Source organism: Amphibacillus cookii, assembly GCF_016908375.1.
GTDB lineage: Bacteria > Bacillota > Bacilli > Bacillales > Amphibacillaceae > Amphibacillus_C > Amphibacillus_C cookii.
In genome coordinates this window covers 667,269-684,225 of record NZ_JAFBDS010000001.1, presented here as the reverse complement: position 1 = coordinate 684,225, position 16,957 = coordinate 667,269, and the positions used below count along the sequence as shown (strand labels likewise).

At 36.7% G+C, this 16,957-nt stretch carries 19 protein-coding genes; 6 read left to right on the top strand and 13 right to left on the bottom strand.

The annotated features are described in order from the left end of the window. Window positions 1–117: 117 nt before the first annotated feature. The 12 genes from JOE23_RS03060 to JOE23_RS03000 all read right to left on the bottom strand — a co-directional run bounded on the left by JOE23_RS03060 (window position 118) and on the right by JOE23_RS03000 (window position 10,457). Window positions 118–564 (bottom strand): DUF5392 family protein, encoded by a 447-nt coding sequence (locus JOE23_RS03060; protein ID WP_204435812.1) that lies wholly within the window; start codon window positions 562–564, stop codon window positions 118–120. Window positions 565–777: 213 nt separating this feature from the next. Next, on the bottom strand, window positions 778–1,500 hold the full coding sequence (locus tag JOE23_RS03055) for an ATP-binding cassette domain-containing protein (protein WP_204435811.1): 723 nt from the start codon (window positions 1,498–1,500) through the stop codon (window positions 778–780). Then, complete coding sequence (locus JOE23_RS03050; protein WP_204435810.1) at window positions 1,493–2,152, bottom strand: amino acid ABC transporter permease; 660 nt, start codon at window positions 2,150–2,152, stop codon at window positions 1,493–1,495. The genes JOE23_RS03055 and JOE23_RS03050 overlap by 8 nt, the downstream gene beginning before the upstream one ends. Before the next feature lie 77 nt (window positions 2,153–2,229). Beyond that, window positions 2,230–3,039 (bottom strand): transporter substrate-binding domain-containing protein, encoded by an 810-nt coding sequence (locus tag JOE23_RS03045; protein ID WP_204435809.1) that lies wholly within the window; start codon window positions 3,037–3,039, stop codon window positions 2,230–2,232. A gap of 198 nt (window positions 3,040–3,237) precedes the next feature. Then, window positions 3,238–4,398 carry a M20 family metallopeptidase gene (locus tag JOE23_RS03040; protein WP_204435808.1) on the bottom strand — a complete coding sequence of 387 codons (1,161 nt, stop codon included), beginning with the start codon at window positions 4,396–4,398 and terminating at the stop codon, window positions 3,238–3,240. Continuing rightward, window positions 4,398–4,664, bottom strand: a complete 267-nt coding sequence (locus JOE23_RS03035; RefSeq protein WP_204435807.1) for a DUF6171 family protein — start codon at window positions 4,662–4,664, stop codon at window positions 4,398–4,400. Before JOE23_RS03035 ends, JOE23_RS03040 begins: the two co-directional genes overlap by 1 nt. 428 nt (window positions 4,665–5,092) lie before the next feature. Beyond that, the gene (locus JOE23_RS03025) at window positions 5,093–5,650 is read right to left on the bottom strand and encodes a CDP-alcohol phosphatidyltransferase family protein (RefSeq protein ID WP_204435805.1); all 558 of its coding nucleotides are present in this window, start codon (window positions 5,648–5,650) and stop codon (window positions 5,093–5,095) included. Then, complete coding sequence (locus JOE23_RS03020) at window positions 5,602–6,555, bottom strand: lysylphosphatidylglycerol synthase transmembrane domain-containing protein (RefSeq protein ID WP_204435804.1); 954 nt, start codon at window positions 6,553–6,555, stop codon at window positions 5,602–5,604. The genes JOE23_RS03025 and JOE23_RS03020 overlap by 49 nt, the downstream gene beginning before the upstream one ends. Next, a complete protein-coding gene (locus JOE23_RS03015) occupies window positions 6,552–7,046 on the bottom strand; it encodes an SAM-dependent methyltransferase (protein WP_204435803.1) in 495 nt (164 codons plus the stop codon). Before JOE23_RS03015 ends, JOE23_RS03020 begins: the two co-directional genes overlap by 4 nt. Before the next feature lie 20 nt (window positions 7,047–7,066). Then, window positions 7,067–8,803 (bottom strand): ferrous iron transporter B, encoded by a 1,737-nt coding sequence (locus tag JOE23_RS03010; RefSeq protein WP_204435802.1) that lies wholly within the window; start codon window positions 8,801–8,803, stop codon window positions 7,067–7,069. Next, entirely contained in the window at window positions 8,790–9,020 is a 231-nt protein-coding gene (locus tag JOE23_RS03005; protein WP_204435801.1) for a FeoA domain-containing protein, read from the bottom strand. Before JOE23_RS03005 ends, JOE23_RS03010 begins: the two co-directional genes overlap by 14 nt. A 657-nt stretch (window positions 9,021–9,677) precedes the next feature. After that, entirely contained in the window at window positions 9,678–10,457 is a 780-nt protein-coding gene (locus JOE23_RS03000) for a Cof-type HAD-IIB family hydrolase (RefSeq protein WP_204435800.1), read from the bottom strand. Window positions 10,458–10,613: 156 nt separating this feature from the next. On the opposite strand from JOE23_RS03000, the gene JOE23_RS02995 reads away from it, so the two are divergent. The 6 genes from JOE23_RS02995 (at window position 10,614) to JOE23_RS02970 (ending at window position 15,046) form a co-directional block, all read left to right on the top strand. Next, a complete protein-coding gene (locus JOE23_RS02995; RefSeq protein WP_204435799.1) occupies window positions 10,614–10,838 on the top strand; it encodes a DUF1659 domain-containing protein in 225 nt (74 codons plus the stop codon). A gap of 34 nt (window positions 10,839–10,872) precedes the next feature. Beyond that, window positions 10,873–11,085, top strand: coding sequence for a DUF2922 domain-containing protein (locus tag JOE23_RS02990; RefSeq protein WP_204435798.1), 213 nt, complete (start codon window positions 10,873–10,875; stop codon window positions 11,083–11,085). Between the two features lie 704 nt (window positions 11,086–11,789). Beyond that, window positions 11,790–11,927, top strand: a complete 138-nt coding sequence (locus JOE23_RS02985; RefSeq protein WP_204435797.1) for a YvrJ family protein — start codon at window positions 11,790–11,792, stop codon at window positions 11,925–11,927. Window positions 11,928–12,331: 404 nt separating this feature from the next. Then, complete coding sequence (gene metA / locus JOE23_RS02980; protein WP_204435796.1) at window positions 12,332–13,246, top strand: homoserine O-acetyltransferase MetA; 915 nt, start codon at window positions 12,332–12,334, stop codon at window positions 13,244–13,246. A gap of 290 nt (window positions 13,247–13,536) precedes the next feature. Further along, window positions 13,537–14,289, top strand: coding sequence for an ABC transporter ATP-binding protein (locus tag JOE23_RS02975; RefSeq protein WP_204435795.1), 753 nt, complete (start codon window positions 13,537–13,539; stop codon window positions 14,287–14,289). Then, the gene (locus JOE23_RS02970) at window positions 14,270–15,046 is read left to right on the top strand and encodes an ABC transporter permease (protein WP_204435794.1); all 777 of its coding nucleotides are present in this window, start codon (window positions 14,270–14,272) and stop codon (window positions 15,044–15,046) included. Before JOE23_RS02975 ends, JOE23_RS02970 begins: the two co-directional genes overlap by 20 nt. 86 nt (window positions 15,047–15,132) lie before the next feature. On the opposite strand, the gene JOE23_RS02965 is transcribed toward JOE23_RS02970, so the two are convergent. Then, window positions 15,133–16,794 (bottom strand): glycoside hydrolase family 13 protein, encoded by a 1,662-nt coding sequence (locus JOE23_RS02965; protein ID WP_204435793.1) that lies wholly within the window; start codon window positions 16,792–16,794, stop codon window positions 15,133–15,135. Window positions 16,795–16,957 lie beyond the last annotated feature (163 nt).

The following is a 16,957-nucleotide window of genomic DNA, read 5'->3' as shown; positions in this document are numbered from 1 at the left end:
TTCTTTCCCCATTTACTGTTTTTTCTCTAATTATACACAAAAGTACCCTATAGGTAGACTTTTTTTAAAGTGTCTACTCTATAGGGTACATTTTAATGATGCATTGCGCTCTAGCTTTTACCGAAAATAATCAATGTGTTTTCTTTTATTCTCTTCAGTTAAAAACTTAAAAAATGGCTGTAGATCCATTTTAACCTGTTTTTTCACCGTCTTAATATAGTGATTTTTTTCTTCTTCTTCAATTATCTCACTTTTATCAATACGTTCAACCATGTAGTTTTTACCTACTTGGTGAATTTGTTTTTTTAGAAATCGCGATTCTTTAAAAAGCGCCACACCAGCCGCAGCGATTAGAGCATAGACACTTGGAATCATCATCGTCTCCACGTTTAAACTATTGTCAAATAAGTACATTCCCATACTTAATAAGCCAATCAGCATCAATGGAAAGCCGAACATATAATAGGCAGACACCTTTTTCATTAAAGGACGTATCTTAGCTGATATCACATCCATCTCTTGTTTAATAAAAGGTGGTAATTGCTCAAATTGGGCAGGGTTCATAGAAAGCTCCTTTCTGCTCATGTTGCTATATCAATATATATGATACTGTCATTATATAGTTAACCACTTTTATGGTCAATGAAAAAGCTATTTTTCATTATACAATAAAACGAGGTTACTATGCACGACATCCGTGACAGTAAACCTCGCTGATTGATTCGTTATTAAGAGAAGTATTTACGCGTTTATTTTTCACGTGAACATCTCTTCACATCAAAGAATTTTAGCAAGAAAATCTTGTGCGCGTTCAGATACTGGCTTATCAAAAAAAGCATTGGGTTCCCCAGTCTCAACTAGTCTTCCTTCATCGAGAAACAAAACTTGATCAGCAACTTCTCGCGCAAATCCCATTTCGTGTGTGACAACTAGCATCGTCATGCCTGTATGTGCAAGGTCTTTCATAACATCAAGTACCTCTTTGACCATTTCAGGATCAAGAGCAGATGTTGGCTCGTCAAATAACATTAAGTCTGGTTCCATCGCCAACGCACGAGCTATCGCAACACGTTGCTTTTGACCACCAGATAAGCTATTTGGATAGGCTTTTTCTTTATCTGCTAACCCAACACGGTCTAGTAATTTTCTGCCTTTATCTTCGGCGTCAGCTTTTTTTATTTGCTTCACTTTGATTGGGGCGTATGTTAAATTGTCTAAAACGGTCAAATGCGGAAATAGATGAAAATGTTGAAAAACCATACCAATTTTTTCACGCGCTTTAGTCACATTTACTTTTGGTGCTGTTAGATCTTGTCCAGCTACAAAAATCTTACCTTCAGTCGGTTTTTCTAATAAATTAATGCAGCGTAAAAAAGTTGATTTACCTGACCCAGAGGGGCCAATGATCGAAACAACTTCCCCCGCGTTTATTTCAACTGAGATATCTTTTAAAACTTGATTATCTCCAAACGTCTTCGATAGTTTCTGTACCTTAATCACCAACATTCAACCTCCGTTCTACCCATCTTCCAATTAACGTTAAAACCATAACCATTGACCAGTATAGCACACCTACAAATAATAACGGTTCAAAATTCCTAAATAACTCAGCACCTACGACTTGGGAGCGGCGCATTAAATCTAAATAACCAATCGTCGAAACGATCGCTGATTCTTTGGTTAAAGTAATAAATTCATTCATTAAAGCTGGTAAAATATTCTTTAGTGCTTGTGGTAGAATAATATCAATCATCATCTGTCGATACGGAACACCCAAGGCATGTGCGGCTTCCGTTTGTCCACGATCGACCGCTTGAATACCCGCACGGATAATCTCTGACACATAGGCTGATGAATTCAAACCAAAAGCCATTACCGCAGATAGAAACGGTGATATGTCGTAGGCGGTTAATTGTGGTATCGCAAAGTAGATAATCATCAACTGTAAAATCAGTGGTGTCCCGCGAAAGATAGATGTATAAGCATCTGCAAACCACCTTAACGGTTTAATATTACCAATCTTAAACAAAGCTAAAACGGTTCCGATTAAGAAACCGACTAATATTGACACTAATACAAATTGCAAAGTAACCCATATTCCTTCTATCATAAAAGGAATATAAGGCACGATTTGGGTAAAATCCAAATTCATGCCTTACACCTCATTTCTCTATAAATATTTATCATATGAAAAGCTATTTTTGAAAAGACCGTTGCATTTAGATTACTTTAGTCTTGTTGAGTTAACCATTCTTTTTGTAGGTCCTCAAGCCATCCTGACTCCATTGCTTGTTCTAGAACGTTATTAACATCCTCTACAAGTTCACTACCTTTAGGAAAAGCAACTGCCATACCTGGTGAGGCAGTGGTTGGATCATCAAACCCTGTTAAATCCTGTGCATCAATAAACCCTAGCGCAACTTCTTTATCTAAATAAGCAACATCAATTCGATTAGATAAAAGTTCTTGAATTAACGCTTGTGCTTCGTCTAATGTATGAATCTCAAAATCATAGTCTTCTTGTAAGAGTTCCGCACCTTCTTGTTGGATTGTCCCTAATTGGACGCCGACTGTCTTACCTTCAAGATCTTCAATTGAAGTTACATCAGAATCTTGTTGTGTGACAAACATTTCTCCAGAACGATTATATTCAATAGAAAAGTCAACATTCTCACGACGACTATCTGTTGCTGACATACCTGATAAAACCATATCCGCTCGACCAGCTTGTAATGCACCAATTAAGCCATCAAAGTTCATATCTCGAATCTCTAAATCATATCCTAATTCATCTGCAATATGTTCAGCTAAATCAATGTCGAAGCCAACGATTTCACCTTCAGTATTTCGCGTTTCAAATGGTGGGAAATCAGCAGAAGTCGCCATAATAAGCGTATCACGTTCTTCTAAATCTCCTAACGCTTCTTCATCACCTGTATCTTGTTCTACATCAGGTAATTCATCATTTGATCCACAAGCCATTAAAGCGATCGATAAGATAGCTAACATTACTATAAACCATTGTCTCTTATTTTTCATATTGTTTACTCCCCTTCTTTTTCATTACACGATGTATATTTATACATGATTATGAATTTTAACAAATAATTAGTCATTTGGGAAGGATTAAATAATAAAAATAATATTATTTTTTTCACATTAGGAAAACAACAAATTTTAAAGTTCCAATTATACTAAAAACAAACGGATTAACTAAAAAATGAGGGGATGCGTGTATTACGAATCTGCAACAAATTCTGCTTTAATCTGCTCTAACAATTGGCTATCCATTAAAACGTCATAACCCGTCATAGCTAATGATAACGCACCGTTTACTAATGTCTTTTGTCCGTGCTCGGTCATCGTATGATCAGCGAACGCTTTTGTGTGTGCAACAAGACTTGAATCATTCATCCCAATATAAGGATGAATTGCCGGTGCTACATGACTAACATTTCCCATATCAATCGATCCTAAACTTGATTTAGCAGAAAATACGTTTTCTTCACCGATTGCTGTTAAATTTTTTTGATAGGCGGCCGATAAGGCTTCGTTAGTGATCATATCGTCATAGCTCAATTCATAGTTTCTCGTCGTTAACTTAGCACCTGTCATATCTGCTGCCGAAGCGGCAATACGCTTTACTTTTTCGACAACTTGATTTAAATTTGAGCGTTTTTTTGCTCGAACATAGAATTGCGCAACAGCATAATCAGGTACAACATTAGCCGCCACACCTCCTTCTTTAATGATACCATGAATCCGTACGTCTGACGTGACATGTTGTCGTAATGCATTAATACCATTAAAGAGTTGAATCACACTATCAAGCGCATTAATACCTTGCTCTGGCGCTGCAGCCGCATGGCTTGTTTTACCATGGTAACTAAACTCTAGTGCATCCATAGCTAACGACGTGCCACTAACCGTCGATTCTCCTGCTGGATGCACCATCATGGCCACATCTAATTCATCGAAGAGACCGGCTTCAGCCATCGGCACTTTTGCTCCATTTGTTTCTTCGGCAGGCGTACCAAACACAATAACTTTTCCACCTGTTTGCTCAAGCACCTTACTTAACAAGATACCTGCACCAATGCCCATTGTTGCAATCAGATTATGCCCGCAGCCATGACCAACACCGGGTAAAGCATCATATTCAGCCATATAACCGATGGTAGCGCCTGGCTTACCACTATCATAAACAGCACGAAAAGCCGTCGGACGATCAACAATACCTGTCTCCACTTCAAAATGATGTTGGGTTAAATAGTTTACAAGTAACTTAGCTGATTGATATTCCTGGTCACCTAATTCAGGATTTTCATATAAATAACGACTGATTTCCTTTAAATCAGATTCAATTTCATTTAACGCCTTTGTTAATTGTTCCTTCATTACTTTTCCCTCTCCTTATTCCATCGTGCCCCTACTGGATCAGGACATCGCTTATTAGCTAATCTAGCTCGAAATGCTATAAAACAACCACAATAGCCACAAGTCGTTTCATATTGCAGGTGGGGACACTTTTGACAAATGGCAAGTCGTTTATCAAATACAAAGTCATCCACAAGATGCTCTTCTAATAATAACTGCTCCGCAACCAGTGTTTCAACATCTTCTTTCGACTGTCTAACTGAGCTTGAACAACCTTTACATGTCACATCATCACCTACTTTGACGATAATAGATTCCCCATCTATCTTAGCAAATTTCTTTGAATTAGAATAGTTTGCAATCCAAAAACATTTTTAAAAACGAGCTTAGGTTCATTATTCTTGCCTTGAGATTTTGGCTTCATCGCTTGCTGGTTCTCCAGTAAAATTATATATGTTTCTAACAAAAAAAGACCGATTTGATCTAAGAAAACAGACCAAATCAGTTAGCTCAAATCATGTTCAAATTTTTATCCTTCCCTATATTAAATAATCACATCCTAATCAATGTTTTTCTTTCTCACATTGACAAGGTTGCACGTGACAATGGCTTTTTAGTGGGCAATCACCACAACTGGGGGTTTTTGTTTTTTTAATTAACTTGCGAATTAGCCATAAAGCATAGCAGCTAATCAAAATGACAATAAGTACCTCCATCATGTCTGGTCACCCGATAGATATAGTGATGTTCCCCATTTCTTAAAAGTAATCTTACAAGTCATTAACCAAGCACCTCCAAGTAACGCCCCCAATAAAATAAATTGATTAATAGAAGGAGGCCAACTTGTTTGTGATAGAATGAATGCCAGAAAACTTAATGCCACACCACAAGCGGTAATTGGCAGGCCAATAAAGATTGGACAAGCTTCGAGAAGGTTGAATCGAGCTAGACGAACAGCACCACTTGCTATATAACTTATGATTCCAATTAAACCTAATAAATTAGCATTAGTAAAATAGAGTTCAAAAATTAACAAGCACGGTGCAACACCAAATGTAACAAGATCCCCTAAGGAATCCAGCTGCTTTCCAAAAGCCGAACTAACTGCCCACTTTCTAGCTAAAAAACCATCACCATAATCACACACACTAGCTAAGAAAATACAAAAAACAGCTAACAACCAGGCGTCTACTAACACAAAAGAAATAGCCACAACTCCCAATGTTAGGTTACATAGTGTGAGGAAATTCGGGATTTTTTGTTTAAATACCATTTAACCATCCTCCTTCCAAGTAGATACAACAAACTGATCACGAGTTGAAGCCAGTACGTGATAAACCGAAATAACAAGGCAATAGCGATTGAAATCGTATAGCTTATCTCAAAAGATCGAAGTAATAGAACGAGCGTCGATTCAAAAGAACCCATACCACCAGGCAATAACGGCAACATACCTACCGCATAACTGATGAATGTTACCCCTATAACGACACTTATCGATAATTTGATTTGGTAGATGTCTAATAAAAGAGATAGTTTGTAAGGAAATATAAACCATATCGCAACGGATAGTAGTACTTGTTCAATCATAAAGTATGGATGAGCAATAAGTCTGCGAAAATGTTGACACAATTGATCAATAAAAGGTTTTATTTTATTTTTGATTTTTTTGATAATTATTACCATAGCGACTAGAACGAACAACAGTCCTGTGAAATAAAGGAGGCCGTTATGATTCGTCACAGAAGATAAAATATCTATATTGACAGTAAAACAACTGTAAGCAGCAATAAATCCAAAAACAGTCATACTAATAGATTTTTGGATAAGTACGAGACTTGTCGCCTTTTCTTTTGTGATCGTCGTATTTTTGTTCAGCCAAACTACTTTTGTTAATTCACTTCCTGCTTTCATTGAAGGTGTTAAAAAATCAACACAATTCCCTAACATATTAACAGTTAAAAGCTGCCATTGACTTATTTTTAGTTCTATTTGCTTTGATAGCCTAGCCCATTGAATATGAATAAGGAACATTGTTAAAAATTGCAAACCGATAAGCTGAAGCCATTGCTGAACAGACAAAAGATCCAAGGGAACTTGTAAGTCTTGCTTTTTTATAACTAGCCAAAAAGCACTGATTATGATTAACAGAAAAAATAGTTTTTTAACGATGATCATAACATGGGTACCTCAAAGGGTACATGCTGTTTTTGATTGTCTCTTACGTATGATAAATTAGCTGTTCGAATAATGATTCGTGTTTGTTCACAGGCTGTTTTACTTATCCCTGCTATGACTTCTTCCTGTGGCTCAACCTGTCTTGCAACATGAATAACCGAATACGGTCGATAGCAAAACGTCTCTCCATTCGTATGAATAAATTGGATTGAATCTTCGATACCTAGTCTCTTAACGAATGACTGAGCTAAGCGAATCATCAGTGAATCATGATCAACCACCGTCACTTTCGTGTTGGTTTGTTGTGCGATTAAAATAGCAGTACAAGGAATCGCCCCGCCACCAACACATAATACGTGATCTTTTTCACATATGCTTGCATAGTTAATTTCACGCATTACTTTTCGATAATAATATACTTTAAAAATAAACCAACCAATCCCTGTTTTTGCTGTTAAATACTCTATTTTTTTAGTTAAATAACATCGCATCTTAACGTCCTTCTTTCCCTTTATGGCAACCATTGACCTATTTGATGAACTAATCCGCCAATAAAGATAGCGAATAGTGTTGTACCGATTAATAGATAACTTGCAATTTTAAGTCGAAATTCCTTTACGATGACAATAAATACAGATAGACAAGGAATGTAAAATAATGCAACGACAGCACCTGTTATCAATTGTAATGTTGTTAGTTGCATATCGAGTAAAGGCATGACCGCAAGCTCCCTACGAATAATACCTAATATAAGTGTTAAACTTGCTTCCTTTGGTAAGCCAAGCCAATGAACAATGACAGGCTCTAAAGCATGACCTAGCCAATTAATTAAACCCGTTTCGACAATTAGAGCAGCTAATAAAATGCCCAGCATCATCGGGATCTCTGCTTCGACTAAAAAATGTTTTAATCGAAAAGCTATTTTTTTGAAAATGGCAGAACGATCAGGTAGTAATAACGGCGGAACTTCTATAATAACAGGCTCTTTATCACCAGGAATAATGTGGTTAAGCAGGCTTCCAGCTATGCAAATAACTAGAATCGATAAACCAAAAACAAACCCCAAAGCCAACATCGATTGATCACCTAACAATGCAATAAAAGCCCCTGTTTGAGCAGTACAAGGTACACCGATAGAAATTAATGATGTCACAATAAGCCTTTGCTTATAACTCGTTGCTGCCCTTGTTCCTAAAATCGCAGGAACCGCACAACCATAACCCATAATAAATGGCACAATATTCTGACCAGGTAAACCGATTTTATTTAATATACCTTCGACTAAAATCGCAAGCCGAGGTAAATAACCACTATCTTCAAGAAATGACAATACGAAATAAAACAATAAAACATATGGGAAAATGAGTGCAAATGGCCATTCTATCCCTTTTACTAATATGCCAAATTCCCCAACTAACAAGCGATGAATAACACCTTGATCTACAACTAAATCCACTATGTTCGTTATAAATGGTATAATCCAGTCATTGATGATAGGGAGTAATATTAATGTCCTTAACCCCTTGCCACCACCAACTACTATAGCAAGTGCAATCAACAAAATAAAAACAGCAATAATAAGTCCAGGAAAGGGTTTTATTAATAAATCTCCAACCCGATCTAAATAAGCCGGTGTATGGGGCGTATAGTTCTCCACCTCTTGAATCATGTCATCAATCGTTTGATCAGATTGATCTCCTAGTTTTTTATCTTTCTGGCTGGTCTCATAACTTAGATGGGGGATCGTTTTTTTGATTTCTTCAATACCTATGTTCTTTGTGGCAACGGTTGGAATGACTGGTGCCCCTAATAAGCGACTTAATTTCTCTTCTTCAATTGTTATCCCTTGACGTTTGGCGACATCTACTAAATTAAGTAGATAAATAATAGGTTTTTGATACTTTTGAATATCAAATGCTAGCTGAAGGTCTCGAGATAAATGCGATGCATCAAGTACACAAATGATTAAACCATCATTAGTTAAAGCGCGAGCCGTTACAGATTCCGCTTCTGAATTCGCATCAAGTGAATATATACCTGGCAGATCAATAACTTGCCAAGTTTCTGCTCCCAAGCGTAATTTGCCAGACATAATATCGATCGTTGTACCACTATAATTAGCAGAAATGACATGATGGCCTGTTAGCTTAGAGAAAACAACACTTTTTCCTACATTAGGACTACCTACTAAATATATAGTATGGCTTAGCCCTTCTATAACGGTATTATTATGGTTATGACAAACCAAAGCTGACCACTTCCTCCACCATAATTTGCTTTGCAATATCATAACCAATCGCCACTTTACGGCGATTGATTTGTAATAAAACAGGACCTTTAAAGGGTTGTTTTGCCAAGACTTTTATAATTGAACCAGAGGTAATGCTAAAAATACCTAAAGTTTGATCATAGGGTAGATTAATAATTCTAAAGCTTTTACCCCGTTTACAATTTAGTAATTTCACACGTCTAACTCCTTTCTAGATTATCTGTTTTGATAATGATAATGATTATCAATATCGATTATAGCAGAATAAACTCGAAATTGTGTGAACATTTAGTGAATAAATTCACAAATGATCCTATCTTAATAACGTAAAACGAACCTTCAATTAGTGGACGTTTTTCAAATGGTTATCTGTGATAAAAAAACAAGTACGTTTCCCTGTAGAATTAAAACCCATCCAGGAGGGAAACGCACTTGAATGTTTGTGAAAACGGAATAAAGTTGGCGGCAAAAACGCTCACCAACAACATTTCCTACGTTTAGCCACCCCCTAAAAAATGTATTATTTTCATTTATGACTAAGCACAAAGGGAGATAATTTTAGATCCAACATCTTAAAAATAGGCATATCAATAGAACCTAGTAAAACCCTTTTAGAAATTTATCTAGGTGTGCATAATTAAGGTGTATTGATTAGCTTTGTGGCAAGTTACCATAATCATATTGTTGTGAACTAGAGAATGAATACCTTTAAATATCTTCTTCATGCAGGCGACCACCGCAAGCTTCTCACGTTCGACAAAGAACGATAAAAAAGCCCCCATCAGGCGTGTAGAAAGACAACATGTCTACACGCTACTTGATTGGAGGCAACTTCATTAACTCAAGCTTTCTCTTATATTAACCCAACCATTTTTAATCCATGCAGCAGACCATCTTCTGAAACATCTTTAGTAACATGCTTGGCAACTGCCTTAATTTCTTCTTCACCATTCCCCATTGCTACACTATTAACTACTGTTTGTAACATTTCCAAATCATTCAAACCATCACCAAATGCATAGACGTTCTCATCTGCTATTTGCAACGCCTTAACAGCATGTTCAATTCCTTTTGCCTTTGACCCACCTTTAGGCAGAATATCAACAGACAATGGATGCCAACGAACAAATTCAAAAGTCGGGTATTTTTCTTGATAAGCCTTCTCTTCACCTTCCGCACAGAAAAACAACGATTGATACAGTGCGCGATCTTTATAATAATAAGGATCGTGAGTAGGAAAATAATCAATCTTTAACGATTCAATACTCTCATTAATATAGGCATGATCTGGTACATTCGCTTTCATATCTTGCTCATCCATAAAAACAATGGGATGATTATTTTTTAATCCTTCTGCAGTCAATGCTAATAATGCCTTCTGATCTAGAGGATTGGTGAAGACAACTTCATCCTCAACGACCACGTAAGAACCGTTATAACTCACAAATGTATGAATATCTAATTCTTGTCTCAATGACTCGTACATAAATGGTGCTCTACCAGTGGCGATGGCAACAATGTGACCAGCCTCTTTCACTTGTTTGACCGCCTGTTTTGTCGAGCTTGGTAATTTTTTATCATGATCAAGTAAGGTTCCATCAATGTCAAAAAAAACAATGGATTGTTGACTCACAAGCTTTGCCCCCTTTTATATCTTTATGTCTCTGCTAGTATAGCACAATTCATACCTTTATGTTTTTTAACAAAATAAATTTTAACACTTCTTAACACAAATAAGCCTGCTTTTTAGTTGTGCTAGCGATAATAAAGATAGAAAGGGGGTGATTACATGAACAGCTTTGAAACGATAAATTCTCGACTTCAACTCATTTTTGAAGTGAATACGAGCGAGCCTACAAATGGAGATAGCATGACAAAAACAAAGTCGTTTAATAATGTGAGTCCAGATGCGACAAACGAACAATTATTAGGCATTGCTCACGCCTTTGCTTCTTTACAATCACACACATTAGAGGCAGTACGTCGTAATGATGTTGTTTTACTATCTGACTAGTGCGCTAGTCAATCAATGAAAGGAGGTGTTAATTTTGCAAACGTTAGAGCTTAAATTTTTGAATCAAGAGAACCGTGTCACAACCTTTACACTTGAAGATCCAATTGACCCAATTGATCCTGAGCAAGTTAGACAGGTAATGGATCAAATTTTAGCATCAGATGTTTTCTTTACCACTGGTGGCGCTTTAAAAGAAAAATATAGCGCACGCATTGTCGAACGCTATGTTGAAGATATCGAATGGTAATGAGTCAAGGATAGGACATAAAACGAACCTTCAATCAGCAGGTGGAGGACCTACAGGATGTAGGTTATGCAGACGTGGGCCTACAGGATGTAGGTCATGCAGACGTTGCCACAGGACGTGGCGACCTTAGTCTGTAATCCTTCTTAAAGACGTGGCGGTCTTAGTCTGTCATCCTTCTTAAAGATGTGGTGGTTTTAGTCTACGATCTTACCCACCCACTAATGGTTCGTTGAGTGAATCAAGACATTAGCGGCCGTATCACCCACCTCAATCGATTTGCTCTACTATTCTATTTTGAGAGAGGTGGTTTACGAACGGTTATCTTTGAAGCAGGAGTGAATCCGAACAAACTAGGCAAAATACAGAGACGCCTCTAAAATCAAGGTTGCTTTTCTCGATGCACGGGGACTGACGATGTCCACCGTATCCTTTAGGACCAACAGGCGCTGAATTGCGGACATAACGTAACGACTTTAATCTGATATCCCCCTGTGTGTGTAACAAAACTGCACACAGGGGGTATGTCTAACTGAGCAATGGTCTGTAAGTTTGGTCCTTTACCCAGTAAGAAGACAATACCTTTTCGAAGATGCCTCCTTTGTGTTTGTGATTGAAAGCAAAAGCTTATATGTACGCAAATATTCAAATTGCAGCTTTCTAATTAATCTTTAGTCCCTCTTATTCTGAATGAAAGGAGCAAAACAATGGCAGAACAATGGTTAACTTTATTAACAGAACTTGGCTTTCCGATTGCTGTCACCTTCTATTTATTACATCGCATTGAAACAAAGCTGAATACTTTAATTGAATCAATCGTTGCCCTACCAGATCAGTTGAAGTAACCGAATAAAACGAAACTTGCATCAGCCCCCCCCACTGATTGTTAGCTGAGTGAATCAGGACATTAGCGACCGTTAGCGCCCACCCATTATAGAATGACCTCTGCTCTCTATTTTGAGTGGGCGGTTTACGAACAGTTATCTGTAATACATTAAGTTTTCACTTTATTGAGAAATTAACTACACCTCAAAATGGAAAGCAGACTGGGTCAAAAATAAAAGAATTAAGAGCAAATGCGAATGATTCGTTTATTTAATGAATGGATCCCGACCTCTACCTTTAAAAAAATTATGAACATCAATTAACTGTCTGAATTATCAATTTTTTATTGCCGGACAAAGAAAAGCAAGCTATAATGTACGGTAACATGAAGATAAGATCATAAACAATGGGGGGATCGTGACAAATGCCAATTAACATACCGAAAGCATTACCTGCACGTTCCATATTAGAGAAAGAAAACATTTTTTTAATGGAAGCAGAACGGGCCACTACTCAAGACATTCGACCTTTGAAAATATTGGTACTCAATTTAATGCCTGAAAAAGAGCGAACAGAAACACAAATTTTACGTTTATTAAGTAACTCACCACTGCAAGTACACGTCGATTTTATTCACACGGAAAGTTATCAATCTAAAAATGTACCCAAATCCCATTTAGAACAATTCTACCTTACTTTTTCTGATGTGAAACATGACCGCTATGATGGGATGATTGTAACCGGAGCACCTGTCGAAAAGTTTGATTTTGAACACGTCGATTATTGGGAAGAATTAACTGAAATTATGGACTGGTCAATGGAACATGTTACCTCGACTATTCACATTTGTTGGGGAGCACAAGCTGCCTTGTATCATCATTATGGAATTAGAAAATCGACACGTGCCAATAAAATAAGCGGTATTTTTACACATCAATTAATTGACCCCACTCACAAACTGGTCCGAGGAATTGATGATGAATTTATCGCGCCACATTCTCGTCACACCGATATAGATTATCAAGCGATTGAATCTGAGCCAGATCTGCTCATCCTTGATCACTCTGAACAAGCGGGACCATTTTTGATTGTTTCTCGAGATGAAAAGCATGTTATGATTACGGGACATATTGAATATGATGCAGATACATTGGCGCAAGAATATCAACGTGACTTAACCAAAGGACATGATATTCATATGCCTACCGACTATTTCCCGGAAGATGACAGCAGTAAAACTCCAAAAAATCGTTGGCGATCAGAAGGCTATTTACTTTTTTCTAATTGGCTAAACTACTTTGTATATCAGGAAACACCCTTTAAATGGACAAAGACATAAAAAACAGGATGTATTTCCTCCTCAATACATCCTTTATCCCCTCCTATTTCATCTTATTCAATGAAAATACCCTCTTTCTTTTTATATCTAACCAAAGCTCAGTCTATATTGAACCTTCAATCAGTGGGGTTGATTTACGGACGATTATCTGTGATAAAACGTTCATAAAATTGTTCGTTTTTTCACATTGATGTTATTCACTGTTTACTATAAACTGATAGAAGCGTTATTATCATTATTTAACTAATAGACTAGCAAAATGGATTGAGGATAAAGAATGCGAGGTTACTATGATTGAAGTTCAAAATCTTTCCGTAAAGTACCAACAAAATACGATCCTAAATAATATTGACTTAACCGTCAAGCCAAAAGAGACATTGGCGATCATTGGTCCTTCGGGATGTGGCAAAAGTACATTATTGTATTGTTTAGCCGGGTTACTAAAGCCTTATCAAGGTAACATACATATTAAAGGAGAAATAATTAATAAACCAAGAAAAGAAACAGGTGTGATCTTGCAAGAATATGGATTATTCCCTTGGAAAACCGTTTATCAAAATGCAGCCCTAGGCTTAACTTTGCGTCACGAGAATAAAAGTAAGATAAAAGAACGTGTAAATGATGTATTAGAGCAGTTACATATTAAAGAGCAGTGTCATCGCTATCCGATTCAGCTGAGTGGGGGACAACAGCAACGCGTAGCCATTGCACGTGCATTAGCGACAAATCCCGATCTCTTACTTATGGATGAACCGTTCTCTTCACTAGATACGATTGTAAGAGAAGAATTACAGGGTGTTATTCTAGACCTTTATCAGAAGCGTTCACTTTCTGTTATCTTCGTCACACATAATATTGAAGAAGCGGTATTTCTAGGAAAACGTATTATGATAATGACACCAAAGTCTGGTAGGATTAAATCTATTCTTGAAAATCCTTGTTTTGGTGATCACCATATTAGAAACGAAGTCGCCTTTCATCAAATGTGTGTCCGGGTTCGTGAGGAATTGGAGGCAGAGCAACATGATCAATCAACTTGTTAATAAATACCGCACTTTATATGCGATGCTAATGGTATGTTTGATTTGGTTATTGCTACACTATCTCCTTCAAATCGCCATCATTCCCAACCCGATTGAAGCATTGCTTACTTTCTTTAAATTATTGAGTGGTGAGTTAATGATTCATTTAGGCGCCAGTTTGTTGCGTATTCTGATATCGATCTTTATCTCAATTAGTATCGGTGTGAGCATTGGACTCTGGTTAGGTTTACATTATCGTTATGATCAATTTTTTGGCCCTGTTATTTATCTGTTATTTCCTGTTCCTAAAATAGCCTTTTTACCTGTGCTTATGATTTTATTTGGCCTAGGAAATAGCTCAAAAATAATACTGGTAACCATTATCATTGTCTTTCAAATTCTTGTTACCATTCGGGACAGTGTGAAAGGACTAAGTTACCATCTCTTTCTATCTATTCAATCTTTAGGCGCCAACAAATGGCAAATCTATCGACACCTCGTTTTACCTGCCATTTTACCGAAACTTTATACAGCGTTACGAATTAGTGTCGGAACAAGTATTTCAGTATTGTTCTTTGCTGAAAATTATGCAACCACTTATGGTATCGGCTATTTTATTATGGATGCATGGGTCCGAATTAATTATTTGCAAATGTATGCAGGTATTATCGCTATTAGTTTATTAGGTCTTTTTATCTTTAAAGCAATTGATTTCCTTGAAAACCGCACGTGTCAATGGGCGATACTTGAAAAAGGTAAAAATAATTCTTACTTTTAATGGTGTAACTTGATCGCATTCGGCTTTTTATCCGAAGTAATAGAAAAGCTTTTCACCTTGAAATGAATCAGATGAAAAGCTTTATATTATTTCACTCGATAAACTCTCGCTTCATATGGCCTTAACTTAATCATGCATTGCTCTGGATCGTGGACTTGATAATTTGCTAACACTAATGATTCAATTGTCAATTGTCTAGTTAAATCGAGAACCGTCATTTTGTCAAACATATTAACAATGACCGCATATTTTATTCCTTGATAACTTCTTGTATAAGCATAAACGTAATCATGATCTGCTGCAATTAAATCATAAGTTCCATATATTAAAGCTTCTGTTGATTTTCTCAGCTCAATCATTTGACGGTAATAATGATAAATAGAGTCTGGATCATTAATACTTTGCTCGACATTAATATCTGGATAATTAGGGTTAACCTTTAACCAAGGTGTCCCTGTTGTAAAGCCAGCCTCAGGTTCACTCGTCCACTGCATAGGTGTTCTAGAATTATCACGCCCATTTTTCCAGATTATTTGCATCACTTCTTCATGAGATTTACCTGCTTCTATTTCATGTTTATACAAATTTTTAATCGCGACATCATTATAATCATCGATCGAATCAAACTTTACATTGGTCATCCCAATCTCTTGGCCTTGATAAATAAATGGTGTCCCTTGCATGAAAAAGTAAAGTGTTGCTAATGCTTTAGCAGATGTCTTTCTAAGCTGGTTATCATTGCCCCAAGTCGAAACAGACCGTGCTTGATCATGATTCTCAAAAAATAAAGCATTCCAACCTTTATTTTCCAAACCCTTCTGCCATTTTGTTAATGCTTCTTTCAATGCAGGTAAATCAACACCACCATCAACACTCTTCCCCCATAAGCCTAAATGATCAAATTGGAAAATCATATTAAAATAACCGTTCGTTTCTCCGACCCATTGTTCTGCATCTTCAACTCTAACACCATTTGCTTCACCAACGGTCATAACATCATAGTTTTTAATGGTACGATCAACAAATTCAGACAATAAATTGTCGATACCTGGACGGTTCATATGTCCAGCAAAAGACGCCACATACTCCTTATTATTAGGGTTAGGCAAGTCTGGAAAACCTTCAACTTTTTTAATATGTGAAATAGCATCCACCCTAAAACCATCAATCCCTTTATCTAACCACCAATTTACCATTTGATATAATTGCTCTCTCACTTCTTTATTTTCCCAATTTAGGTCTGGTTGTTTTTTTGAAAAAACGTGCAAATAATATTCACCTGTTTTCTCATCATATTGCCAAGCTGAACCGCTAAAAATGGATTCCCAATTATTCGGTTCTTTTCCGGCTTTCCCGGGATGCCAAATATAATAATCTCGATAGCGATTATCCTTTGAAGAACGCGATTCGATAAACCAAGGATGTTCATCAGATGTATGATTTATAACAAGATCCATAATCAGTTTCATCCCTCGTTTATGCGTTTCTGCTAATAAAAGATCAAAATCATCCATTGTACCGAAGTCTGCCATGATTGCTTGATAATCACTAATATCATAACCATTATCGTCATTAGGTGATTGATAAATAGGACTAACCCAAAGGACATCAACACCTAATCCTTGTAAATAGTCTAATTTATCAATTATGCCCTGAAGATCACCAATTCCATCTCCATTTGAATCTTTAAAGCTACGCGGATAAATTTGATAAGCTACTGCCTCTTTCCACCATTTTCTGCTATTCATGCTTGTTTCCCCCAATTTCTTAATTCTCTATTAAATATGCAATCGCTTGGTAAGGTTTAAAAATTAAGCGATTATCTTTTTGCAAAGGATCATCTGCAAGGTTTCTAATTAATATATTTGCCTTCTGTAAATCAAATGACCTTGGTAGTTCAAACGTTATGTT